21 protein-coding genes are annotated in these 24605 nt (G+C 47.3%); 12 read left to right on the top strand and 9 right to left on the bottom strand.

All coding sequences use genetic code 11. From position 1 onward, the window contains the following. The first annotated feature begins 35 nt into the window (after positions 1–35). Positions 36–1808 (top strand): class I poly(R)-hydroxyalkanoic acid synthase, encoded by a 1773-nt coding sequence (gene phaC / locus AOT11_RS19795; protein ID WP_017421668.1) that lies wholly within the window; start codon positions 36–38, stop codon positions 1806–1808. A gap of 442 nt (positions 1809–2250) precedes the next feature. Continuing rightward, the gene (locus tag AOT11_RS19800; protein ID WP_017421669.1) at positions 2251–3942 is read left to right on the top strand and encodes an ABC transporter substrate-binding protein; all 1692 of its coding nucleotides are present in this window, start codon (positions 2251–2253) and stop codon (positions 3940–3942) included. Positions 3943–4100: 158 nt separating this feature from the next. Here AOT11_RS19800 and AOT11_RS19805 read toward each other — a convergent pair whose 3' ends face one another. The 6 genes from AOT11_RS19805 to napF form a co-directional block, all read right to left on the bottom strand. Continuing rightward, positions 4101–4235: a TIGR02808 family protein gene (locus tag AOT11_RS19805; protein WP_011152451.1), complete on the bottom strand. Its 135-nt coding sequence runs from the start codon at positions 4233–4235 to the stop codon at positions 4101–4103. Between the two features lie 11 nt (positions 4236–4246). Then, a complete protein-coding gene (locus AOT11_RS19810; RefSeq protein WP_017421670.1) occupies positions 4247–4822 on the bottom strand; it encodes a NapC/NirT family cytochrome c in 576 nt (191 codons plus the stop codon). 30 nt (positions 4823–4852) lie between these two features. Further along, the gene (locus tag AOT11_RS19815) at positions 4853–5326 is read right to left on the bottom strand and encodes a nitrate reductase cytochrome c-type subunit (RefSeq protein WP_026050682.1); all 474 of its coding nucleotides are present in this window, start codon (positions 5324–5326) and stop codon (positions 4853–4855) included. Between the two features lie 78 nt (positions 5327–5404). Continuing rightward, complete coding sequence (gene napA, locus AOT11_RS19820) at positions 5405–7894, bottom strand: periplasmic nitrate reductase subunit alpha (RefSeq protein WP_017421672.1); 2490 nt, start codon at positions 7892–7894, stop codon at positions 5405–5407. Then, positions 7891–8196, bottom strand: a complete 306-nt coding sequence (locus AOT11_RS19825; RefSeq protein ID WP_011152448.1) for a chaperone NapD — start codon at positions 8194–8196, stop codon at positions 7891–7893. Before AOT11_RS19825 ends, napA begins: the two co-directional genes overlap by 4 nt. A 20-nt stretch (positions 8197–8216) precedes the next feature. After that, on the bottom strand, positions 8217–8699 hold the full coding sequence (napF, locus tag AOT11_RS19830) for a ferredoxin-type protein NapF (protein WP_017421673.1): 483 nt from the start codon (positions 8697–8699) through the stop codon (positions 8217–8219). A gap of 250 nt (positions 8700–8949) precedes the next feature. Between napF and narQ the strand changes: the two genes are divergently transcribed. The 6 genes from narQ to AOT11_RS19860 all read left to right on the top strand — a co-directional run bounded on the left by narQ (position 8950) and on the right by AOT11_RS19860 (position 15011). Beyond that, a complete protein-coding gene (gene narQ, locus AOT11_RS19835) occupies positions 8950–10665 on the top strand; it encodes a nitrate/nitrite two-component system sensor histidine kinase NarQ (RefSeq protein ID WP_017421674.1) in 1716 nt (571 codons plus the stop codon). Continuing rightward, positions 10662–11294 (top strand): response regulator, encoded by a 633-nt coding sequence (locus AOT11_RS19840; RefSeq protein WP_017421675.1) that lies wholly within the window; start codon positions 10662–10664, stop codon positions 11292–11294. Before narQ ends, AOT11_RS19840 begins: the two co-directional genes overlap by 4 nt. A gap of 145 nt (positions 11295–11439) precedes the next feature. Beyond that, on the top strand, positions 11440–11685 hold the full coding sequence (locus tag AOT11_RS19845) for a hypothetical protein (protein WP_011081649.1): 246 nt from the start codon (positions 11440–11442) through the stop codon (positions 11683–11685). 282 nt (positions 11686–11967) lie between these two features. Then, a complete protein-coding gene (locus AOT11_RS19850) occupies positions 11968–12972 on the top strand; it encodes a response regulator (protein ID WP_017421676.1) in 1005 nt (334 codons plus the stop codon). Further along, entirely contained in the window at positions 12972–13412 is a 441-nt protein-coding gene (locus AOT11_RS19855; RefSeq protein WP_011081647.1) for a PAS domain-containing protein, read from the top strand. Before AOT11_RS19850 ends, AOT11_RS19855 begins: the two co-directional genes overlap by 1 nt. A gap of 102 nt (positions 13413–13514) precedes the next feature. After that, positions 13515–15011 carry a bifunctional ADP-dependent NAD(P)H-hydrate dehydratase/NAD(P)H-hydrate epimerase gene (locus AOT11_RS19860; protein WP_017421677.1) on the top strand — a complete coding sequence of 499 codons (1497 nt, stop codon included), beginning with the start codon at positions 13515–13517 and terminating at the stop codon, positions 15009–15011. A 180-nt stretch (positions 15012–15191) separates the two neighbouring features. On the opposite strand, the gene AOT11_RS19865 is transcribed toward AOT11_RS19860, so the two are convergent. Beyond that, the gene (locus AOT11_RS19865) at positions 15192–15743 is read right to left on the bottom strand and encodes an outer membrane beta-barrel protein (RefSeq protein WP_017421678.1); all 552 of its coding nucleotides are present in this window, start codon (positions 15741–15743) and stop codon (positions 15192–15194) included. A gap of 502 nt (positions 15744–16245) precedes the next feature. Here AOT11_RS19865 and AOT11_RS19870 point away from each other — a divergent pair. Continuing rightward, complete coding sequence (locus AOT11_RS19870) at positions 16246–17289, top strand: GMP reductase (protein WP_017421679.1); 1044 nt, start codon at positions 16246–16248, stop codon at positions 17287–17289. A gap of 287 nt (positions 17290–17576) precedes the next feature. On the opposite strand, the gene AOT11_RS19875 is transcribed toward AOT11_RS19870, so the two are convergent. Further along, positions 17577–18581: a hypothetical protein gene (locus AOT11_RS19875; protein WP_017421680.1), complete on the bottom strand. Its 1005-nt coding sequence runs from the start codon at positions 18579–18581 to the stop codon at positions 17577–17579. After that, positions 18578–18787 (bottom strand): cold shock domain-containing protein, encoded by a 210-nt coding sequence (locus AOT11_RS19880; RefSeq protein WP_017421681.1) that lies wholly within the window; start codon positions 18785–18787, stop codon positions 18578–18580. Before AOT11_RS19880 ends, AOT11_RS19875 begins: the two co-directional genes overlap by 4 nt. Positions 18788–18997: 210 nt before the next feature. Between AOT11_RS19880 and AOT11_RS19885 the strand changes: the two genes are divergently transcribed. The 3 genes from AOT11_RS19885 to AOT11_RS19895 are packed head-to-tail and all read left to right on the top strand — an operon-like array spanning position 18998 to position 24590. Next, a complete protein-coding gene (locus AOT11_RS19885) occupies positions 18998–20347 on the top strand; it encodes a TolC family outer membrane protein (RefSeq protein ID WP_017421683.1) in 1350 nt (449 codons plus the stop codon). A 48-nt stretch (positions 20348–20395) separates the two neighbouring features. Next, on the top strand, positions 20396–21475 hold the full coding sequence (locus AOT11_RS19890) for an efflux RND transporter periplasmic adaptor subunit (RefSeq protein ID WP_017421684.1): 1080 nt from the start codon (positions 20396–20398) through the stop codon (positions 21473–21475). Between the two features lie 4 nt (positions 21476–21479). After that, a complete protein-coding gene (locus tag AOT11_RS19895; protein ID WP_017421685.1) occupies positions 21480–24590 on the top strand; it encodes an efflux RND transporter permease subunit in 3111 nt (1036 codons plus the stop codon). Positions 24591–24605 lie beyond the last annotated feature (15 nt).

The following is a 24605-nucleotide window of genomic DNA, read 5'->3' on the forward strand; positions in this document are numbered from 1 at the left end:
AGGCGGCGTTTTTTTCCGAATCAGGGAGTACCATTATGTTACAGCACTTCTTTTCGGACTATCTTGTTAAGCTCCAAGAGACCAATCAACAGTGGTGGCAGGATTTTGAAGTTGGCAAGGCAGCCGTCAATTCTCCTTTAAACAAGGCAATGCAAGAAGTGAACTTTGAGGATACCGCGAAATTCTTTGAAAAAGCGGCGAATCAACCACAAGCCATTCTGCAACTGCAAACGCAGTGGTGGGAGCAACAACTGCAAATTTGGCAGAATGTTGCGCTATCTGGCAATACTCAAAGTATCATTGAAGCGGACAAAGGGGATAAGCGTTTCTCAAACGAAGCGTGGCAGTCCGAAGCTATGTATAGCTTTATCAAACAGTCTTACCTTTTATTCAGCAAGACCTATATGGATACCATTGACGCCATAGAAGGTCTGGATGAAAAAACCAAAGAGCGCATTAGCTTTTTCTCTCGTCAAGCCATTAACGCACTTTCTCCATCAAACTTCATCGCGACCAACCCAGAGTTGTTGAAATTGACGATCGAAAAAAATGGTGAAAACTTACTCGCGGGGATGGAACTGCTCAGAGAAGACGTTGAGTCGAGTGCAGACATTCTCAAAATTCGCATGACCAGCAATAATGCGTTTCGCATCGGTGAAGATATTGCGACAACGGCGGGTGACATCGTTTTCCAAAATGATCTGTTTGAACTGATTCAATATCGCCCGTTGACAGAGCAAGTGAACGCAACTCCGCTTTTGATCGTTCCTCCTTTCATTAATAAATACTATATCCTTGATCTCACAGCCAAAAACTCCATGGTTCGCTGGCTGCTAGAACAAGGCCACAGCGTGTTTATGATGTCGTGGAAAAACCCGGGTAAAGCGCAAGCCAATGTCGAGTTCGGGGATTATGTGACCGAAGGCGTCGTCAAGGCTGTGACTGCGATTGAAGAAATTACGGGTCAAGAGCAGATTAACGCAGCGGGTTACTGCATTGGTGGCACTGTATTGGCGTGTACGGTTGGTTACTATGCTGCGAAGCGCATGAAAAAGCGCATAAAGTCAGCGACCTTCTTTACAACGCTACTCGATTTCTCCCAACCAGGCGAAGTGGGTGCTTACATTAATGACACCATCATCAGTGCCATTGAGCTGCAAAATAACGCCAAAGGTTACATGGATGGTCGTTCGTTAAGTGTGACGTTCAGTCTGCTACGCGAAAACAGCCTCTACTGGAACTATTACGTCGACAACTACTTAAAAGGCAGCAGCCCTGTTGACTTTGATTTGTTGTATTGGAATAGCGACAGTACCAATGTGGCGGCGGCAACCCACAATTTTATGCTGCGTGAGCTCTATTTGAACAACAAACTTGTTCAAGACAAAGGCGTGAAAATTGGTGGTGTTTGGATTGATCTCGATAAGATCCGTATACCGAGTTACTTTATTTCAACCAAAGAAGACCATATCGCGTTGTGGCAAGGCACTTATCGAGGCGCGCTTAACATGGGCGGCAATAAAACCTTTGTACTAGGTGAATCAGGTCATATTGCGGGTATTGTTAACCCACCGGCTAAGAACAAGTACGGCTTCTGGGTGAACGACAATCTCGATGAGTCAGCCGACGAGTGGCTCTCCAATGCACAGCATAAAGAAGGCTCTTGGTGGACGCATTGGGATCAGTGGTTAGCGCAGTTTAACCCTGATGAAAAAGTCCTTCCATATCGACAAGGCTCTGAAGCCAATCCGGTTATCGACATTGCTCCAGGACAGTATGTCAAGCAGGTACTACCGATTACAGAGTAACCTTGGTTCTAACCTCAGCGCACTGCATGTAAAACCGGCAGTGCGCTTTTTCTTCTTGTCACCTTTGAAAGACACTCAAGTACTTTTGTGGTGGTTGATAACTCTACGTTGGCATGCACCTGCATAAATCGCGCATCTTTTTCTATTAATTATTCCTATTTTCGTTGCTCGGAATGAGCGACACTGCACGTGTGTTTACCTGATTTGGGTAAAAAGGCTTTTCTTTTTGAACAAAGACGCTAGTCGATCAATGTTCTTACTGTAGGGGACAGCTATTATCTACCGTACCCACTTTCACAGAGGCTCCATCTAGTTGGAGTCTCTGTGCTATTTTAATAACTATAAATTACCCAATGTTTTGATGAGTCTGCATAAAGTGGGAGCAGACACTGACAGGCTTTATGGTCATCTTTCATCCATTGGCAAAACATAAAAAGCTATTGTGAGCGAAATAAATTTAAGACGATTTCATCAGCTGCTGTCGCGATATGAGTTGTACACCTGCCACTCTGTCAATATCGACGACTTGGAAAAAACACTGTCGACTTCAAGAAGAAACACCTCCATTGTGATGAAGAACCTTTCTGAATCGGGATGGATTGAGTGGCAACCTTCAGTCGGCCGCAGTCGCACGAGCCAACTAAAAGTGGTTTCTTCATTTGATGAGGCATTGTGTGATGTCATAGCCGAAGAGTTAAAGCATGGTCGATTTGCACTCATCACCCGTTTGCTTGAGGTCTATGGACAAGCCACGATTCGCGCTCTGACACAAGCGACAGAAAGACAAAATCAAGCGAATGAAGAGAACAATCAATTATTAATCACCCAATATCCTTGGGTCGATACGCTAGATCCACTCTGGACCATGCGTTTGGCAGAGCTACAGGTGATCAAAAGCGTATACGATACCTTGTTTAAACAGGATGAGTACGGAGAACTGAAACCTTCACTTGCGCACGCTTGGCACATTGAAGGAAGAAAACTGCACATATGGTTGAGGCCCGATATTGTGCGTCATGATGGAAAAATACTTTCTGCGCAACATGTCGCGTGGAGCCTAGAGCGACTAAGCCATTCACAAGGGCCGGTACTGCATCTGTATGAAGAGATGGAACAGGTCTTGGTGAAGAGTGCGACACAAATTGAAATATCACTAAGGCATGCGAATCAACTTTTTCCTTATCTTCTTGCGATGCCTCATTCTGCCATTGTCTGTCCTGACTCTGTTAAGTGCGATCAGAGCCATTGCTATTTTGTTGGCACCGGACCGTTTCGCATCGAGCGTTGGAATCGCGACCGACTCATTTTGATGCGCCATAACGAATATTTTGCGGAAAAAGCGTTATTACACAAAGTAACGCTGTCCCATGCTCAAGAGTCTTTGTTCAACGCGATGAGTTTCAATAACGAAGAGGGTGATAAAGAGGTTACTCAAATTAGTGCTTTCTCTTACTTAACCTACCATCGCCGTCAGCAAAGTGGCATCTCATCAGACACATGGCAACAGTTGTACCATTTTCTTGAGCGAGCCAAAGTGCATTTTGATCGGCAAAACGCGGTTGATGGTGTTGATTTTCAGCTGTCTGCTCATCAATCACGGTTACAAAAGGAGGCGTTTATCGCGCCTCCCTCTTTGTCTGGCAAATTAGTACTGGCTGAGCCCAAATGGACCATTCCATATCTCGCCGATATTGCCGCGTGGTTACATGACACGATTCGCTCAACTGGATTGGAACTAGACGTCGTTGAGCTAACAGAAATCAGTAGACCAGAAAGCGTACGCGACATCGCTGACGTATTGTTTATTGAAGAGGTGATTGAAGCGCCTCTTGAATACGGATTGTACGAATGGTTGCTCATCGCATCGGGTCTGCGCTTTGCACTCAATGAGGAACGGTGGCAATCGCACAAAGCAGAGATTGCGTTGGCCGTGGAACAGTCTGAACCTTTGCCTTCACTACAAACTATTGAGCGAGCGTTATACCAAAGCCACCGTTGTTTGCCTTTGTTTGTCGGGCGAGAAGAAATCACCAAAGCCCAGCAAGTCCAAGGTATTCAAGTGCGTAAAACAGGCTACAGCGATTTCTACAAACTGTGGATTGTCGAAAATAGGCAAGATGAACTTTTGAAGTGAACCAGAGCATAAGACGCTAAATCCAGTCTCTTGAAGTTACTAGGGTATAGTTACTTTGTTTGCTTCTTTTTAACGCCTTGAGCCAAAAAGAAAACCCCAGATGGGAAGCCATCTGGGGTTTTGTCATCAACAAAATAGGCAAAAGAGTTGACGAATTCTTAGATGTCTTTGTCTTTACCCAAAGACAATAACCAGAGTGAGACGGCGGCAACGCCAGCAAACCCAGTTAGAATAATGACAGGCATAGCGCTATAACCAAGAACATGCCAAATAACCGATTCCAGTGTACTCATGCTTGTTCTCCTTATTGCCAGCCTTCAACGCCGTGCATGTCAGGCAGTTTGTGAGCGATACCTTTGTGGCAGTCTACACAGGTTTTTTCGCCAGAAGCCAGTGCCGTCGAGTGCTGTTTTGCACTGCGCGAACCTTGTTCTGAGAAGTCCATGTATTCAAACTCGTGACAGTTACGACATTCCAATGAGTCATTCTTTTTCAAGCGAGCCCATTCACGCTCAGCAAGGTGAGCACGACGCTCTTGGAATTTCTCAGGGGTATCGATAGTACCGATGAAGTGGGCAAACAACTCTTTTGATGCTTGCACTTTACGGACGATCTTATCTGTCCACTCATGAGGGACGTGACAGTCGGAACAAATCGCACGAACACCAGAACGGTTAGAGTAGTGAATTGTTTCCTGGATTTCCGCAACAATTGGAGCGTGACAACCAGAACAGAATTCTTCTGAGTTAGTCGCCTCCATACCCGTGTTGAATGCGCCCCAGAATAGAAGACCACCAGCAAATCCCATGAACAGCAAAATACCTGCTGCTGCTTTACTAGGAGTGCTTAGTCGCTTCCAAAACGCTTGAAGTAATTTCATAGATAGCCTCTTTGATTCTGTTGTTGGCTATTACTTGCGCAGTGAGTCAACGCGCTCGAAATCGTTCTCTACAAGCGGTTTAGCATTCGCTTGAGGAACGTGGCACTGCAAACAGAAGTAACGACGAGGTGATACGTCAGCCAATACAGCGTCTTCACGGTTTACAAAGTGAGTCACACTGATTTTGGTTGCGCCCATTTCTTTAGCGTTTTTCCAGCTATGACACGCCAAACATTTGTTCGCGTTGAGTGTTACTTCGTAGCCACGAATATTGTGTGGAATCAATGGTGGCTGATAGATGTAATCACTGTCTAGCGCTTGTTCACGAGGGAACTTCTTAAAATCATCTGCAGGACGCGTGTCTTCAAGGTTGGTTGCACCACGTAGTGATTCTAAACCACCGATGCCGCCTGGGTTATCCAGCTCAGCTTGTGCAACACCTGCTACCAATGTCCCCAATGAAAGTGCACTTACAGATAACAGTGCCATTAATAGTTTTTTCATCATGTAATCTCCGCCTGATGGCTTAATTCTTTTCAAGCTGCCCTTAATATCTAAGAGCAGCCTGTGCATTTCGGTCTGTTAGGCAACTTTGGTGATCTTAACGGGACATTTCTTGAAGTCTGTCTGTTTAGACAGCGGGTCAGTCGCATCAAGGATCAACTTGTTAATCAGAATTCGTGCATCAAAGAATGGTACGAATACCAAGCCTTGAGGTGGACGGTTACGGCCACGAGTTTCGACACGAACACGTACTTCACCACGTTTGTTCGAGATAAGAACCTCGTCACCACGGCGCAGACCGCGTGCTTTCGCATCTTCTGGGTGGATGTAACACACCGCGTCTGGAACCGCTTTGTAAAGCTCAGGAACACGACGAGTCATGGTGCCAGTGTGCCAGTGTTCAAGAACACGGCCAGTACATAGCCACATGTCGTATTCAGCATCTGGAGACTCAGGTGGCGCCTCGTAAGGGGCTGAGATGATCAGTGCTTTGCCATCAGGTTTGCCGTAGAAGTCCCAGCCAGAGCCTTTCTTCGCATATGGATCCGAGCCTTCTTTGTAACGCCAAAGTGTTTCTTTGCCGTCAACCACTGGCCAACGTAAACCGCGAACAGTGTGGTAAACATCGTATGGTGCTAGGTCGTGACCATGGCCGCGGCCAAACTCAGCGTATTCTTCGAACAGACCTTTCTGTACGTAGAAGCCAAAGTGGTGTGAATCATCGTTAAGCTGGCGAGCTTCTGACAGTGGGAACTTATCCACTTGCCCGTTAGCGAACAGCATGTCGTACATGGTTTTACCACGGTACTGAGGCGCTTTCGCTAGAAGCTCTTCTGGCCACACTTCTTCCATCTTGAAGCGTTTAGAGAACTCCATGACTTGCCACAAGTCAGATTTCGCTTCACCGACTGTGCCAACTTGTTGGTACCAAGCTTGAGTACGGCGCTCGGCGTTACCGTAAGCCCCTTCTTTTTCGATCCACATTGCTGTTGGAAGTATTAGGTCAGCCGCTTGCGCTGTCGCCGTTGGGTATGGGTCAGACACGACGATGAAGTTTTCTGGGTTGCGGTAACCTGGTAGACGTTCACCATTGATGTTCGGGCCAGCTTGCATATTGTTGTTACACTGAACCCAGTAACAGTTCAGTACACCGTCGTGCAGCATGCGGTCTTGAAGAACCGCGTGGAAACCTGGTTTTGGTGGAATGGTGCCTTCAGGCAGTTTCCAAATTTTCTCAGCGATAGCGCGGTGTTTTGGATTCGCAACGACCATGTCTGCAGGCAGACGGTGTGCAAATGTACCTACTTCACGAGCGGTACCACAAGCAGATGGCTGGCCAGTCAACGAGAATGGGCTGTTGCCCGGAGTTGCGATTTTTCCGGTTAGTAGGTGGATGTTGTAAACAAGGCTGTTCATCCACACACCACGAGTATGTTGGTTCATACCCATTGTCCAAAGTGACATCACTTTGGTGTTCGGATCCGCATACTGTTTTGCAAGTTCAATCAGCTTGTCTTGCGCAACGCCAGACATCTCTGAGGCTTTTTCAACTGTGTATGGTGCAACCGATTTTTTGTACTCTTCGAATGAGATTGACGTCATATCGCCAGAGTTCGGGTTTTTCGCTTGTTTCTGCAGCGGGTCATCGTCACGCAAGCCGTAACCGATATCGGTAGTCGCTTGTTTGAAGTTGGTATGCTTGTTAACGAAATCCCAATTTACAGCATCGTTTTGGATGATGTAGTTTGCGATGAAGTTTGCGATCGCCAAATCAGATTGTGGATGGAAAATGTAGCCGCTGTCAGCCAGCTCAAAAGAACGGTGGTAGTAAGTAGAAAGTACGTTTACTTTAACATGCGGGTGGCTTAGTCGGCGGTCAGTGATACGAGTCCAAAGAACAGGGTGCATTTCGGCCATGTTCGAACCCCAAAGCACGAAAGAATCTGCGTGTTCGAAGTCATCGTAACAACCCATTGGTTCATCGATACCAAAGGTACGCATAAAACCGACCACTGCAGATGCCATACAGTGACGAGCGTTCGGGTCGATGTTGTTCGAGCGGAAACCCGCTTTCATCATTTTCGCCGCCGCGTAACCTTCCATTACCGTCCACTGGCCAGAACCAAACATACCGATGCTTGTTGGGCCTTTCTTCGCCAGAGAAGCTTTCCACTTCTCAGCCATGGTGTCGAATGCCACATCCCAAGACACTGGTGTGAAGTCACCTTCTTTGTCGTATTTGCCATCTTTCATACGTAAAAGTGGCTGAGTCAGACGGTCCTGACCGTACATGATCTTCGATAGGAAGTAACCTTTGATACAGTTCAAGCCTTTGTTTACTGGTGCTTCAGGGTCACCTTGTGTTGCAACGACTTTACCGTTCTGAGTACCTACGAGTACAGAACAGCCTGTACCACAGAAACGACAAGGAGCCTTGTCCCATGTGATTTTGGTTTGGTCTGAGCTAGCGATCAGGTTTGCTGCTGAAGCAGGCAGTGTAATGCCAGCTACTGCCGCCGCTGATGCAGCTGCGTTTGCTTTCACAAACGCACGTCTTGTCATTTTCATACTTCACCCTCGATTTGGGAATGTTGTGTTCCAGTGTCTTCGTCCGTGTCATCCAGATCGGTTTCAATTTGGTGGTAAACCAGAACCGTGCTGAGAACGTTCGGTAAATTGTTGATGGTTTCAATGGTGTCGGTAACGAAACCTTGGTTTTCGGTTTCCAGAACCACGACGATTTTGCCTTCTGGGCTATCACCATAAATTTCCGCGTTCTCGATGGCTTCGATCTGCGTCTTTATCGTGCCTAAGTGCTCAGGGGCCACGTGTACCACTAAACTTGAAATATGCACTTCATTTAGTGCCATAATTCTCTCTCATTATTCTTTTATTCGTTTATGCTCACATTGATGGATGAAGAGGGGCAAACCGAAACACAAGCGCCACATCCACTACATTCATCAAGGTTTATCTGAGGTTGTGCTACCTTGCCGATTTCCAATTTGAATTGGATAGCCATGGGTTCACACATCTCGCCACAACTGCGACATTCCACGTTGTGGTACGACAAACAGGACTCATTGATTATTGCCCTAGCTTGCCAAGGCTGCGCATCTTTCGCTAAAAAAAGTGACTCGGGACAGATTTCTGCGCAACGGTAACAAAACGTACATTCATCAATAGAGAAATCGACGGTAGGAAAGCCTCCGTCGCCTTTAACAATGATTTGAGTTTCACATTGCTCAACGCATTTACCGCATCGAGTGCATTGATCGGTAAACTGCATGCGATCAGCCAACCAGGGAAGACGAATTAAGCCGTCATCGACTTTTTTTCTGGAAAATAAACGTCTTCTTGAAAGGTCTACCACTGTACTATCCTGAGTTTAAGAAACATGACTTAATGTTAGTTCACATTTCTCATTAATAAACTGTCATTTAAGCGCACATAAATTGTAGTTTTTGACATATTTGTATAAATACCCCTTAGGGGGTAATTAAGCGGCAATGTTGTTTTAGATCAATAAATTCCGGCGAGAGTGATCACATATTGATATTGTTAACAGAAAAACGTGAAACGGAGAGGCTTCGCTGCCGTTTTGTTAGTGAAGAGGTTATAAATTGCTAAAAACGGTGAAAAAGTCGGTAACACGCACGATTGCGAAGGCAATGGGCTTGATCTTGCTGCTATCTATTGCAACAACCAGTTTTGCAATTATCAACCTAGCTTCTAGCTTGAATGATGCAGAGGCGGTTAACGTGGCAGGCTCTATGCGCATGCAAAGTTACCGTTTAGCCCATGATATTCAAATCAATGCACAGGATTATTCCTCTCACATCTATTTGTTTGAGCGTTCGATATATTCGCCGTCCATGAAAGCACTGCAAAATTGGACGGTGCCTGATGATATCACCCACGACTACTATCGTTTGATCATGCGCTGGCACGAATTAAAAGAAGTGCTGCAAAGTAAAGATAGAGAGCGCTATTTGGTTTTGGTCGCTGGCTTTGTTTCACAAATTGACGCTTTTGTTTTTAAGCTGCAACATTTTTCTGAACAGAAACTGATCAAGCTCGCTTGGGTTGGTGGTTTAGGCTTGGGCGGGATTTTATTGGTGAGCATTTTCGTTGTTCACTTTGTGCGTCGTGAAGTGGTTACGCCACTCAAGGCGATGGTCACGGCCAGTGAGCAAATTCAATCGCGCTCGTTTGATGTTTCTCTCAATGTCACCAGTGATAATGAAATGGGTATTCTCACCAGAACCTTCAACAATATGGCGGCTGACCTGGGTAAACTCTACCGAGGGCTGGAACAAGCGGTGAATGAGAAGACGCACAAGCTGCAACACGCCAATCAGTCTCTTCAGGTGCTGTACCATTCTTCTCAAGAGCTGACGGCATCACGCATCAGCCAAGAGAACTTCCAAGCGATTTTGAGACACATTGTGAGTATCGAAGGCATTGTGTCCGCCAAATTAGAGATTGAAGAGATCGGCGAGCGTAACTTGGTGCTCACTGAAGGCCCTAAATGCGTCGGGCGTTGTAATCAAAAAGCGTTAACGCTCGATGGGCAACACTTAGGGTATTTGCATTGGTGCAGCGGTTTGCCATGCCCTGATCAAGCGTTGATCGACAATTTCGTGCAAATCCTATCGCGCGCGGTTTACTACAATCAGGCGCAAAGACAAGCAGAACAGCTGCTTTTGATGGAAGAACGAGCAACGATTGCGCGTGAGTTACATGATTCGTTGGCACAATCTCTTTCTTACCTCAAGATTCAGGTATCATTGCTAAAACGCAGCGTCGCGAAGTTGAACGATGAGCCTCAGTTAGCGCGCACCAATCAAGTGATTGCGGAATTAGATACTGGGCTGTCGTCGGCATACACCCAATTACGTGAACTGCTGACGACTTTCCGACTCACGATTAAAGAAGGCACCTTTGGTCAAGCGCTACAAGAAATGGTGGTGCAACTGGGGGATCAAACGGAAGCGGAGATTCATTTAACCAATGATCTTTCGTCGGTGGAACTGGACGCTCACCAACAAGTGCATTTGTTGCAATTGATTCGTGAAGCCACCATCAACGCCATTAAACACGCCAAAGCCGCCAACATTCGGATCGAATGTTGTGAAGAAGGGGAGTGGGTCACGGTATCCGTGAGTGATGATGGGGTAGGGTTTGATCAGTGTAACCAGAAATTGAATCACTACGGCATGTCCATCATGCAAGAGCGAGCGGCGCGTTTGAACGGATCGTTATCGGTCTCCGCATCGCCACAGAATGGTTGTGCTGTAGTGTTAAAATATCAACGTATTAAGGAAACACGAATTTGACGGTGTGTAGAGTAATGTTGGTGGACGATCATCCCTTGATGCGTCGTGGTATTAACCAACTATTGAGCTTCGAAGAGCAATTTGAAGTAGTCGCAGAAGCCAGCAATGGCACAGAGGCCGTTGCCAAAGCGCATGAAAACGAACTAGACCTCATCTTGTTGGATCTCAACATGAAAGGCATGTCTGGTTTGGATACCTTAAAAGCATTGCGAGCGGATGGCTGTGAAGCAAGTATCGTTATCTTAACCGTTTCAGATAGCCCCGCTGACATCGAAGCCATCGTAAAAGCCGGTGCGGATGGTTACCTTTTGAAAGATACCGAGCCCGATGAGCTGGTGGAGTTGCTTGAGAAAGCGCATTTGGGCGACAAAGCCTACAGCAGCGTTGTCGCGAAATATCTGCTTCAACGTGAAGAAAATACAGATGTCTTTGATGAGCTGACCGATCGTGAGCGTCAGATCTTACAAGAAGTGGCGCGTGGTTTTCGTAACAAGCAGATCGCAGACCGACTGTTTATCTCTGAATCGACGGTCAAAGTGCACATGAAGAGCTTGTTGAAAAAACTCAAAGTGCCTTCGCGCACTGCGGCGACAGTGCTGTTTCTTGAACGCTATGGTGAACTAAAGTAACGCAACATGCTTGGTCGATGTTGACGTTTATTGGGCTTCATCTTGCTCATCAGGTTAACTAAGACTTAAGTCCAAGAGATCTCTTTGCCTCATACCGCTACTATGATACCAAGCAGTAACAATAGCGGTAGATGAGAGGGATCACATGGAAGCGGGTTTATACATGCTTGAAAAAGCCATACTGTTGCTAGGCATACTTTTTGTGCTAACAGGCGTTATTCAGTATGGAAAACGCAGCCAAGATTGGCGAGGAATTGCAACGATGTTCTACAAACGCATTCCGATGTCGATCAGTGAGTTTAAATGGTATCGCCTTGGCATTGGTTTGTGTCTGTTTGCGGTGGTCATGCGTTTTGGCCTAATGATCATTTTCCCTGTCTACACTCTTTAATACATTCTCAATCAAAAGCGCCTAATTCGTTGGGCGCTTTCTCTTTTTGTATGGAAAACGAACAAAAGTTAAACGCTTTTCCTTAACTAATTCTTATTTAAAAGATTTTTGTTACCGAGGCCATAGAAAATCGTTCCCACCCTAGAAGTTATTTCGTATTCTCGTTAAATAACGTTCATACTTATAGCGAACAACAATAATAAATACGTCAGTTTCCGTACGTCATTTAGTATCTATCTGTTAAACTTGTTGCAGTGGAATACCTGTCAAAAGGGTGGTTGAATGTCTTTTCCTGTACTCATCTGTGATGACTCAGCGCTTGCTCGAAAGCAAATGGCTCGCTCACTACCTGCTTCTTTGAATGCGGATATTACATTCGCAGTGCATGGTCTTAACGCGTTAGAAGAACTGAGCCAAAAACAATTTAAATTAATGTTCCTTGATCTCACCATGCCGGAGTTGGACGGTTTTGGAACATTAGAAGAAATGCGAAAACGTGGCGACAATACGCCCGTTATCGTTGTCTCCGGCGATATTCAACCCAAAGCGAAAGAACGCGTTTTCGCGCTGGGAGCCAAGGCATTTATTCAAAAGCCGATTGGCCAAGATGAACTGAAAGCCACACTCAGAGAATTAGTTGAGCCAGCTTCGGTTCCTCAAGTTGTGACGCCTAGAACCATCGAATTGCCAATTTTGCGCCGCCGTGACATCTACATGGAAGTGGCGAACGTTTCCATTGGTCGCGCTGCAGATGCGTTGGCAAGGCATTTTGATGTGTTTGTAAACTTGCCGCTACCGAACGTGAATATCTTTGAGCTCAGCGAGCTGCACATGGCACTGCGCGATTTGGCGGAAAGTGACAACGTTTCCGGCGTATGCCAAGGTTTCAGTGGCGAAGGGATTGCGGGAGAGGCACTCGTCTTGCTCAGCGATTCCAGTGTTGCCGACCTGAAAAAACTGATGAAAGTACCGGCAGACAGCGAAGAACTGGAAGAGCTCGAGCTTCTTATGGACGTTTCCAATATCTTAGTTGGGTCTTTCCTCAATGGCTTAGGGCAGCAAGCGGAAGTGCGTTTTTTCCAAAGCTCTCCTGTCTTGCTAGGTCAGCACATTTCAATTGATTCTGTGATTGAAAATACTACCGGTTCGTTTACCAAAACCATGACGTTTGAAGTGAGTTATACCATTGAAAATACGTCGATTCGTTGTGACTTACTGTTTATGTTTGTTGATGAGTCACTGCCGTTGTTAGACAACAAACTCGCCTATCTGATGGAGGACTTCTAATGCTTAATCTTCCTGCAGAATTTGAACAGTTCCACTGGATGGTGGACATGGTACAAAACGTCGACATGGGGTTAATCGTGTTGGATACCGATTACAATGTGCAAGTGTGGAATGGATTTATGACGCACCACAGTGGCAAACAAGCGCACGACGCCATTGGCAAATCGATCTTTGAACTCTTTCCAGAGATCCCCCAAGAGTGGTTCAAATTAAAAACCAAGCCAGTGTACAACTTGGGTTGTCGTAGCTTTATCACCTGGCGTCAGCGCCCGTATCTGTTTCGCTGCCGCAACGTTCGCCCAGTGACACAGCAAGCGGAGTTCATGTATCAAAACGTGACTCTTAACCCGATGCGCACACCAACAGGGCAAGTGAAATCACTGTTTCTCTCCATACAAGATGCCACCGCAGAAGCGATCATGGCGCAGCAACATCAATAGCATTTTGTCGCGTAATTTGTGCAAACTCTCTTTTAAGCCAAGGTTTTCCTTGGCTTTTTCGTCTACAGTCATCGTAGAGCTTTCAGTAACGCGCAAAATAAGGTGACTGCCATGGATTTACGCAACGCACTGTATACCGCAAAGCAAGTAAGAGAAGGGGAAGTGGGCGCTGCCGCCAACGCGGGCGTGACACTCTATGAGCTGATGGAAAGGGCAGGGCGCGCCACATTTGCTGTGATTCTTAACTATTATCCAGCGGTATCACGCTTATGTGTGGTGTGTGGCAAGGGAAATAATGGCGGTGATGGCTATGTGGTTGCTCGGTTAGCTCTGCAGCAAGGTTTGCATGTGGTGCTGATTCAAAGTGGTGATGCAGAGAGTTTAAGCGGAGATGCCAAACAAGCACAGCAAGCGTGGCGAGATGCTGGAGGAGAGATATCTGACACCACCAGCCTCAACGGGGCACTTTCAGACTGCGATTTGGTGGTGGATGCTCTGCTGGGTACAGGCCTAGCAGGCGCTGTTCGTGAAGAGATGGCCAAGGTCATAGACATGGTCAACCTCGCGGGAAAACCGATTGTGTCAGTGGATATTCCGTCCGGGCTTTGTGCTGATACTGGCCAAGCGCTTCCTGACGCGATTCATGCCGATCACACCGTCACCTTCATTGGCACCAAACAAGGGCTCGTCACGGGAAAAGCGAGAGCCTTTTGCGGATTGATACATTTTGCTGATCTTGGCGTTGGTGCTGAATTTTCCAAATTAGTCCCGAGTTTCAAGATGACGATTGAGCGTGATGAGATTGCTCAATGGCGACTTACCAGAGACCGCTGCGCTCATAAAGGTGATCATGGACGTGTTGTGTTGCTCGGGGGCAACCGCGGCATGTCTGGGGCAATCTCATTAGCGGCAACGGCTTGCGCGCGCAGTGGCGCAGGTTTGATGGCCGCGCTGACGCATCCAGAATCCGCATTGCCGCTGCAAATCCATTGCCCTGAAGTGATGACGCTGGGCTATAACGAAGACAAGAAAGAGCTCGAAAAGAAACTCGATTGGGCCGATGTACTCGTGGTGGGGCCGGGTTTAGGGACCGATGAATGGGCAAAAAAACGTTGGAACGACATTGCCAATTACCAAGGGCCAATGGTGTTAGATGCCGATGGTTTGAACTGGCTTGCGCGCTACCCAAACCACAATGATCAGCGCATTATTACCCCGCATCCGGGAGAAGCCGCAAGGTTGCTTGGCTGTAGCGTCAATGAAGTCGAAGCCGATCGATTTGCCGCGATTTTAGTGCTGCAAAGCCAATACGGAGGCGTGGTAGTCCTTAAGGGGGCAGGAACCCTGATTTGCGATGGTACACAGACTTTCGTGTGTAATGCTGGCAACCCTGGAATGGCTACTGGGGGAATGGGCGATGTGCTTTCCGGTGTGATCGGTGCGTTATTAGCCCAGAAGCTGCCATTATTGAGAGCCGCATCGCTAGGCGTGCTTTTACACAGTTGTGCCGCGGATATTTGCGCGGAGCAAGATGGGGAGATAGGTTTACTGGCTTCCGACTTGTTCGACAAAATCCGTCAGTTGCTGAACGCTGATTGAACCTATCCCGCTGCAACGTATCCTGCTACATTGTGACGGCTTATGTTTCAACGAGTTTACCCCATTTGTCTCTGCGTTAAGGTGAGGCAGAGACAAATGAGGATACGCTCAAACCATCCACGATGGTGGTTTGAGCACATTGAACAGGCAGAAAGTTCTGCCGCTTGGAACGAAAACGGCTTAGAACGAGAACTTCACGCCAGCACTCACTGAGGTGGCGTGCTCATCATTCGGCAGCATCTGATAAGTGACAGCGGCATCTAGCGTTAAGCGTTGATCAAACGGAGAGGCTAAGCTCACCCCTGCACTTGCATAAGGTTTAAAGCTGTCATCCGTGGTGGTTTTTTCCGCAGACGTCACCGTGTCCCACTTCGTCAACTCCGATTCAATGTAACTTGCCCCAGCTTTTCCGTAGATACTGAGCGCGCCAAGGTGTTGATCGACCCTCAAGCCCACACCATACGCGTTATAGGTTTGTACAAAATCTTTCGAGTTGGCCGCCACACTGCTGTTTACCGTTTCTACCTTTTTATAACTCACGTCAGCGGAAAGAAAATCGGTAATGCGGTGGTTGTAGCCGACTTGGAAAAAGTAAGCGAGTTCTTCTTCGTTGCCATTGCTTACCATTGTTGCTCCCACGTTGGTGTACATGGAGCCCATTTCCCCTTTTGCGTATGCCGCAGCAGGAAGCGTAGTCACGAATGCAAGAGTGATTAAAGAGAGTTTTTTCATTATCGACACTGCCTTTGTTGTTCATTTGCCGAGCGGCAAACGTGTTCCTTGTTTATTCCTTAATACCTTACTAAGCAAAAAACAGTCCGCTTTTCATACTAAAAGTTTAGGAGGGTTAACAAAAAAGTGAGAAGGTTGATCGGCAGTGACCACCTTGTTTAGGTCACATCTTGAGAAAAAAACGGACATGGGTGAGCAAATAGCCAAAGCATTGCGCAAGCGTTTGCGAACGATTTCTTTACTAACGGCATGAATTAAAAGATAAAAAAGAAACTAAGGGGAAAATCGAGGGGAGTGGGTATGGAATCTCTGCGATGGTAGCACAAAAAAATTTAAAAAATCAGACTTGTCGAAAAAAAATCGCGACCTATAATGCTGAAAACCGGAGCGTCTGCCAACGCTCCGGTTTTTTTGTGTCCGAAGAACAGTAACCTCGTCTGCCAACTTGGTTACTACGCACTCTGCGATGACACATACAAGTTATGAATCAAGGAATTACACAATGCGTATCGAACAAGAACTTAAGTTAGGTTTTAAAGATGTCCTGTTTCGCCCGAAACGTTCTACCCTGAAAAGCCGTTCTCAAGTAAATTTAACCCGCGAGTTTACATTCAAACATAGTGGTCGTCAATGGTCTGGCGTGCCTGTCATTGCCGCCAATATGGACTCTGTGGGCAGCTTCGACATGGCGAAAGCTCTTTCTCAGCATGGTGTAATGACCGCCATCCACAAACACTATACCGTTCAAGATTGGGCCGATTTCGTCAAAGATGCTGACAGCGAAACCTTGAACAAAGTAATGGTTTCAACCGGCACGTCGGAAGCTGACTTCCAGAAAACCAAAGATGTCATGGCGCTTTCCGATGAGCTGATTTTCATCTGTATCGATATCGCCAACGGCTATTCAGAGCACCTAGTGCAATACGTTCAGCAAGTTCGCGCCGCGTTCCCAGACAAAGTGATCTCAGCAGGTAACGTCGTCACTGGCGATATGGTAGAAGAGCTGATCCTTGCTGGCGCAGACATCGTTAAAGTGGGCATTGGCCCTGGCTCTGTGTGTACTACTCGCGTGAAAACAGGCGTTGGTTACCCTCAGCTTTCTGCCATCATCGAGTGTGCCGATGCCGCGCACGGTCTTGGTGGCCGTATTATCGGTGACGGTGGCTGTGCGTGTGCAGGCGATGTAGCGAAAGCCTTCGGCGGTGGTGCAGATTTCGTGATGCTAGGCGGCATGCTCGCTGGCCATGAAGAATCAGGCGGTGAAATCGTTCTAAAAGACGGCGAGAGCTACATGAAGTTCTACGGCATGTCTTCAAAGAGCGCGATGGACAAGCACTCTGGCGGCGTTGCAGGCTACCGCGCAGCGGAAGGAAAAACCGTACTATTGCCTTACCGTGGCAGTGTTCACGGCACGATTCAAGACATCCTTGGCGGTGTGCGCTCAACCTGTACCTACGTAGGCGCAGCGGAGCTTCGCGAGCTTACCAAACGCACCACATTCATCCGCGTTCTCGAGCAAGAGAACAATGTATTTGGTAAAGAGTAAATAGCTATTGGCTAGCAACTATGTAAAAACAACTAAACGTTGAATTTACGAAGCCATACGTTGAAATAAAAACAACCATACCTTGAAATAGCTTATTTAGTGTACAACACTTAGGTAAGTTTACTACAGGTATGGTTGTTTATTATGAAAAAACGGATTCTCAGAAACTCGTCAGTTAAAAACTTTTACTAAGGCACATTTCGTGTGTATGCAAACAAAGAATCAGTGTTATTGACAATTCAACTGTCGTAGCCAGTTACGCTGTATGGTGTTGAGCTCGATTTGTACTACGCGGAAAGTTTGGTAAGTGCTTGTATCTTTTCTAGCAATCTAGATCTTAATTGCTGGTAGGTGAGAGGCTTGCGTCCACGTTTAGGCTTTCGCTCTGACTCTGCGGCTAAAATTGCTTCTTTATTGCGTTCTAATTCACGCAATTGTTCCTCTAGTTTTTTCCGTTTTCTTAGTGCTTTTTGGCGCTCACTCAATGGTTTTCGGCCCACTTTTTTGAGTTTGCTATGTTGTTGGTTTCGCCAAACTTGTTCTGGTGTCAGTGGTAGTATTTGTAGAGCACGATAAGTTACGGCTAGCTCTTGATAATCATCGATCAAGGATTGCTCCGCCCTAACAAGATCAACCGGCGTTGGTAGCTTAGGGCGACCTGCGGTTTTGGCGCTGTGTATCGGGTAAATCAAACCAATGCGTTTTTCAATGATGTGGCCTAGCCCCTTTCTGATCAATGTTCGCCAAGTTTTAACAGCACACTTCTCTTCATACTCAGCACACTGTGCTTTGAGCCAAAGAGCAAAACCATAGAGCGTAACAGTTTGTTCGTTAGCTGGCTGATAACTTAAATATGAAATCGCCTTATTGATTGTTTCATTGTTAGCATGTCGCCAGTACTTTTTACTGGGTAGGATAGGTTGATTACGCTGACAGAGTATTAACTGATAAGTCGTCTGCAACTGGACTAAGTCCTGCTGGAGTTTCTCCGACTGGAGAAAAAATTGAGTTTCTGGGTCTTTGTGCCTCTGAATGGCGAGCAGCCGATTGTCGATTTCTGACCATAAGCGATATTCTTCCGCGGTAGCAAGAACAAGTTGGGCGACATCGCTGAGTTCCGCAGGATTTAAATCTGGGTAGTGCTGTTTCAGCTCTAAGTTGAATTGCTGACGCACGTTAAGTAGATCTTGATAGCGTTTAGCTACACGACGTTGCTGTTTTATTAATGGAGCGCTTTTGGGCCTTCCTCGTTTATTGTCAGGCGCAGACGTTACCGATACCGCATCCGTCATAGTGGGATCACTGCAGTGGCGCGAAAGCCACCGTCGTCAGGTGTTTCGATTTCTATGTAAATTCGCTGCCCAAGGGCTAATTCCATGTTGGCCAAGTTGATGCTGGAAAGATCAATCAACACATCAATGGGAACGACATCGGGCACCGCAAAGCCAAATTTTTTCTCAGAGTTAAACCAGGTTACTTTCGCTTTCAGTCCCAGCATTTCTAGTGTCTCTCTCCTAATTAATAAGTAATAAATTAAATAACAAAAAAAGCCGAGCGTAGCCACGCTTTTCCTTTCTTACCGCCGCGAAAGCTGATCTGAAACAATTCCTGCTCTTCCAAGCCTACGTTTCGCACTGGTTTCTCAGTAAAACAGCGTCATTAAACACGATTAATCACGTAATTACGTTGTAAAACAGCGAGTAAAACTATGAACAGACTATTGTTATCAGCAGTTGGGGTCAGTTTGACACTTAGCGGCGCGCCCGCAGTGGCACATACTGTTGACTTGCAGCGACTCTATCTAGACTCACTAGAGAACAATCCGATATTGGCTAGTGCGGCACTGGAAATGGATAGTGCGCGTAAAGGCAGCGCCATCATTGATGGTCAATACCGCCCACAGGTGGATGTGAGTGTTCAGTATGGTGCGCTGCGAAATGATTGGACCACGATGAACGAAACCGATGGCCAAGGCGCAGAAGTGTCTGTATCGGTTGGGCAAAATATTTTTAATGATCAGCTTAATCGAGCGAGTGCCATTGCTGAGCAGCAGCATGAACTCAGCAAGGTTAGTTATGATTACGCTCTAGCGACGATGCAGATGAGTGTGGTCAATGGCTATTTCAATGCGCTTAAAGCGCAAGAGAAACAAAAACAGGTTAAAGCCACCAAGAAAGCGATAGGTGAGCATTTGGTTCAAGTGAAGCATCGTTTTAATAACGGCCTCGTGCCAGAGAATGATGTCAAAGAAACCCAAGCGCAATATGACCTAGCGGAAACGGCGGTGATTTTTGCTCACAACGAGGTGGAAAAGGCGCTCGACTATCTGTACGAATTAACGGGTCGCGAATATACACGAGTAGCCTCATTGGGTGCCAATCTGCCTAAGGTTTCGCTCCCCCAACCCAATGGTTACATCAGCTGGCAAGAGCTTGCTCAGCGAGAGAGCCAGCAAATGGAGATTCAACGTCATCTGGTTGAGTTATCGCGAGAGCAGATTTCCCTTGCTCAAGCGGGTCATATGCCGACGATTGGCTTAGTGGCAGAGTATCGCTATGCGTTTGCTACTCAATCCCGTAGCAACGGCCCACAACAAGCCAAAGGCTCGTTTCAAGACCTAGATAACAATGCCACTGTGTTTGCCGGAGTGGCAATGTCTCTGCCAGCTTACCGTGGTGGCGCGACGGAAAATCGAGTCGAACAAGCCAATATTCAGTACCAACAGGCACTTGAACTTCAAAGCCATACTTGGCGACAGGTCGCACGCCAAGTGCGCAGCGCAGAAAAAGATTTAGTGGCACTTGAAAGTGCGCAATCTGCTTATCAACAAGCGGTGATTTCTGCCGAATCAGCTCTAAAAGCGACGGAGCAAGGGCTAGACATTGGCACGCGCACTATCGTTGATGTGCTTGACTCGACGCGTCAACTTTACTCAGCGAAAGAGCAGTTAACTGCCGCTCAGATCGATTTCTTAGTCGCAAATCTACAACTGCATTTCCTAGCAGGTGTTCTCGATGACGACGCGCTAAACGCAATTAATCGCCTGCTAGATGTTTAGTGATTACACCGCACCCACTCAATCAAATTAATTAATAAAGAGAAACTCATGAGAAAATTGCCCTTATACACAGCGATTGCCCTTTTGCTATCTGGTTGTGGTAGTTCAAATGAAAGTGACCAGCAAAACGTGGCTCAAGCAACCCCTGTTAGTGTGGTCACTGCAAAGGCACACCTCCACAGCCCAACTAGCTATTACGTCGGCCGAATGCAAGCGATTGAGTCCGCCAATTTGACGCCAAGAACCACAGGTTACTTACTCAAGAAAAACTTTGAAGATGGGGCTTTAGTCGAGAAAGGTGACGTTCTATTTGAGATCGACCCGACCTCATACCAAGCCGCTTTGGATGCCGCTAAGGCTTCTATGAGCGAGGCGAAAGCTGCGCTAGCACTTACAGAGCTGAACCATCAACGTAATGCAAATATGTTGAAAACCGGTGGCGTATCTCAAGCGCAGTTTGATTTAAGCTCAGCGGAACTCGCACAAGCGAAACACCGCGTTGAATCAGCGCAAGCTAACCTAGTTGTTCAGCAAGATAACCTAGAACAAACCCAAGTAAGAGCGCCGTACAGTGGCAAATTGGGTAAGAGCCTGTTCTCTATCGGCGATATGGTTGGACCTAACTTTGGACCACTTACCGACTTGGTGCAAATCCATCCGATTGAAGCGAGTTTCTCACTCAAGCAAACCGACGTCGCTGTACGTGATTTTTCGCGCCCAGACTCAACACTGGTTTCACTAGAAATTGCTGGTGAAGTTGTTGACAGCGAAGGCGTTCTTTCATTTGTTGACAACAAGATTGATCCACAAAGTGGCACGATAGATCTCGCGGCAACATTCAACAACGAGCAAGGCTTGCTGACAGCGAATCAGTATGTACGGGTTGGCCTAGCGCCGACTCAAGCGCTTACTGGTGTAAAAATTCCGCATGCGGCAATTCACCAAGATTACAAGGCGCAATACGTCCTGACGATTGAAGATGGGATTGCGGTTCGTCGAGATGTGGAAGTGTCAGACCGCATTGGTCAAAACGTCTTTATTACACAAGGTTTGGCCGTGGAAGAGCCAATCATTATCGGTGGTCTACAGCGCATTAGGGAAGGTGCTCAAGTAGTGGTAGCGGAGTAGGTCCATGCTAAGTCAATTTTTCATCAATCGACCAAAATTTGCGTTTGTTATTTCGATCTTCCTGACCTTGATCGGCCTGATTGCGATTAAAACCATGCCTGTGGCTGAGTACCCTAGTGTGACGCCTCCGCAGGTTCGTGTGATCGCCGTTTTACCTGGAGCGAGCGCAGAAACAGTGAAAGAGGTGATTGGTAACCCGATCGAAGAAGAGGTCAACGGCGTGGATGGCATGGTGTACATGCAGTCGCGTTCAACCAACGATGGCCGTTACTTCCTCAATATCACGTTTGATAACAGCGTTGATTCTGACATGGCGATGGTCAACGTTTCAAACCGTGTCGCGGTAGCGGAAAACATGCTGCCGTTCGAAGTGCGTGCCCGTGGTATTCGTATCCGAAAAGCGACGCCTGACGATCTGCTTGCGGTAGCGTTCTATTCTGAAACCCAGTCAATGTCTGAGCTTGAGCTTAACTCTTGGGTGGAATCCAACTTCATGGAGCGTATTGCGCGTATTCCAGGGCTGGCGACCAGTGACCTAATTGGCGCGACGTATGGCATGCGTGTGTGGCTTGATATGGATCGTATGGCAGCTCTAGGTGTCAGCACAGTAGAAGTGAAGAACGCGATTCGCGAGCAAAACGCGGTTGTCCCTGCTGGTCGTATTGGTCAAGGTCCAAGCCGTGAAAATGCCGCACTTCAGTTTAACTTGATCACACAAGGGCGTTTAACCAGTGCTCAAGATTTTGAGCAAGTGATTGTCAAAACATTGGCTAATGGTAACCATATTCACCTTGCGGATGTGGCCGATATCGAAATTGGCAGTCAGTTCTACGATGCGTACGCTAACTATAATGGTCAAGAAGCGGCGCTAGTGATGATGCAAGCTAACCCAGATGCAAACGCATTGGAAACGGGTGAAGCCGTAAAAGCGGTGCTGAAAGACATTGAATCTATTTTGCCAGCCGGCATGTCGTATGCAATCCCTTACGATACAACGCTTGCGGTAGAGGCATCGATTAAGAGTATCGTAGAAACGCTGCTAGTTGCGGTTCTGCTGGTTATCGCGGTGACCTACTTATTCTTGGGTAATGTTCGTGCAACGTTAGCGCCTGTTGTGGCCATTCCTGTCTCTTTGATTGGTACCTTTGCCTTCATGCAAATGGGCGGCTTTAGCATCAACACAGTCACGCTATTTGGCTTGATTCTCGCGATTGGTATTGTGGTAGACAATGCGATCTTAGTGGTAGAAAACGTCGAACGAATTCTCGAAGAACAGCCACAGTGGTCAAGCAAGGAAGCGACCATTCAAGCGATGAAAGAGGTTACGGGGCCTATCATCGCGTCGACGCTGGTGATGCTGGCGGTGTTTATTCCGGTTGCGATGCTGCCGGGTATTGCCGGTTTGATGTTCGCTCAGTTCTCAATCACGATTTGTATCGCGCTGGTGTTGTCTGCGATTAACGCACTCACCCTGTCGCCAGCTCTGTGTGCCATGGTGATGAAGCGCAACAGCCAGCCGGCGAAATGGTTTGTCGCGTTTAACCGCGTGTTTGATCGCGTGACCAACGCTTATGGTAAAGCCGTAGCACTGATGGTGCGTAAGAGCTTGGTGTTGGGTACGGCTTTCATTGTGGCGATTGGTGCTATGGTCGCGATGAACGCTAAGCTACCAACTGCATTTGTCCCTGCTGAAGATAAAGGGGTATTGGCACTGGCGATGTTCTTGCCGGACAACGCGTCTAAAGAGCGTACTCATGCGCTGATCCGTAAAGCGGAAGCGATTTTGAATAACGATCCCGCGATCGAAGATTATGCAGGTGCGATTGGTTTTAACGCCGTAACCGGCAGTGTGGCGTCAAACTCGGCGACCATGTTCATCAACTTAAAGCACTGGGATGAGCGTCTTGAGCTTGAGGGTGACCATACTCAGGCAGCGGTTGCACAGCGTTTGAATCGTCAACTGCATGGTATAGATAAGGCAATGACGTTTACCATGGGTATGCCAGCGATTCCGGGCGTAGGTGCAGGTGATTCACTTGAATTCATGCTGCAAGATACGGGCGGTCGCAGTGCACAAGAACTGGCTCAGATGACTTACGCTATGGTCGCAGCGGCGAACCAAGCACCAGAGATTACCCGTGCGATGACAACTTATCGTGCCAATGTGCCTCACTATCACGTAGACATTGACCGCGAAAAAGCGCGTCAAATGGGCGTAACGCTCGGCGCAATCAATGATGCGATGGCCACGCACCTTGCGTCTTCTTACGTCAATGATTTCGCACTCAATGGTCGTAGCTACCGCGTGTTCGTTCAGGCAAAAGGTGAGCAGCGTAACGATCTGGATGATGTTCTTCGTATTCATGTGCCCTCAAATAGCGGAAAGCAGGTTCCATTGTCAACGGTAGCGACGATTTCACCGACACTTGAGCCAGACTTGGTGACCAGCTACAACATGCTACCAGCGGCGCGTATTCAGCTAAACGCCGCGCCAGGATACTCTTCGGGTCAAGCAATTGAAGCGATGGAACGCATTGCAGGCGATGTGCTTGAGTCGGGTTACACGTTTGAATGGACCAATATGGCATTCCAAGAGAAACAAGCGGGCGGTACAGCACAAATTGCCATGATTCTCGCTTTGGTGTTCATCTACCTGTTCTTAGTGGCGCAGTATGAATCTTGGGCACTGCCAGCAGCAATCATCATTGTTGCGCCAACAGCGGCGGTCGGCACATACGCTGCACTACTAATGGGTGGTCAAGCGCTGTCGATTTACGGACAAATTGGTTTGATTCTGTTGGTATCGCTAGCGGCGAAAAACGCCATTTTGATGGTCGAGTTCTCCAAAATTAAGCGTGAAGAACAAGGCCTGTCGATTGAAGAGGCAGCGATCCAAGGTGGTAAAATGCGCTTTAGAGCGGTGAACATGACGTCGTGGTCGTTTATTCTGGGTATTTTACCGCTTGCGTTTGCACAAGGTGCGGGTGCGACCGCGCAAAACACCACAGGCCTTGCCTTGTTGGGCGGTATGTTGATGGTACTGGCGGTGGGCTCGATTATGACCCCGGGTTTCTACGCCGTGTTCCAAAAACTGCGTGAAAAAGTAAAAGCGTAACAAATAGCAATATTA

Source organism: Vibrio vulnificus NBRC 15645 = ATCC 27562, assembly GCF_002224265.1.
Lineage (GTDB): Bacteria > Pseudomonadota > Gammaproteobacteria > Enterobacterales > Vibrionaceae > Vibrio > Vibrio vulnificus.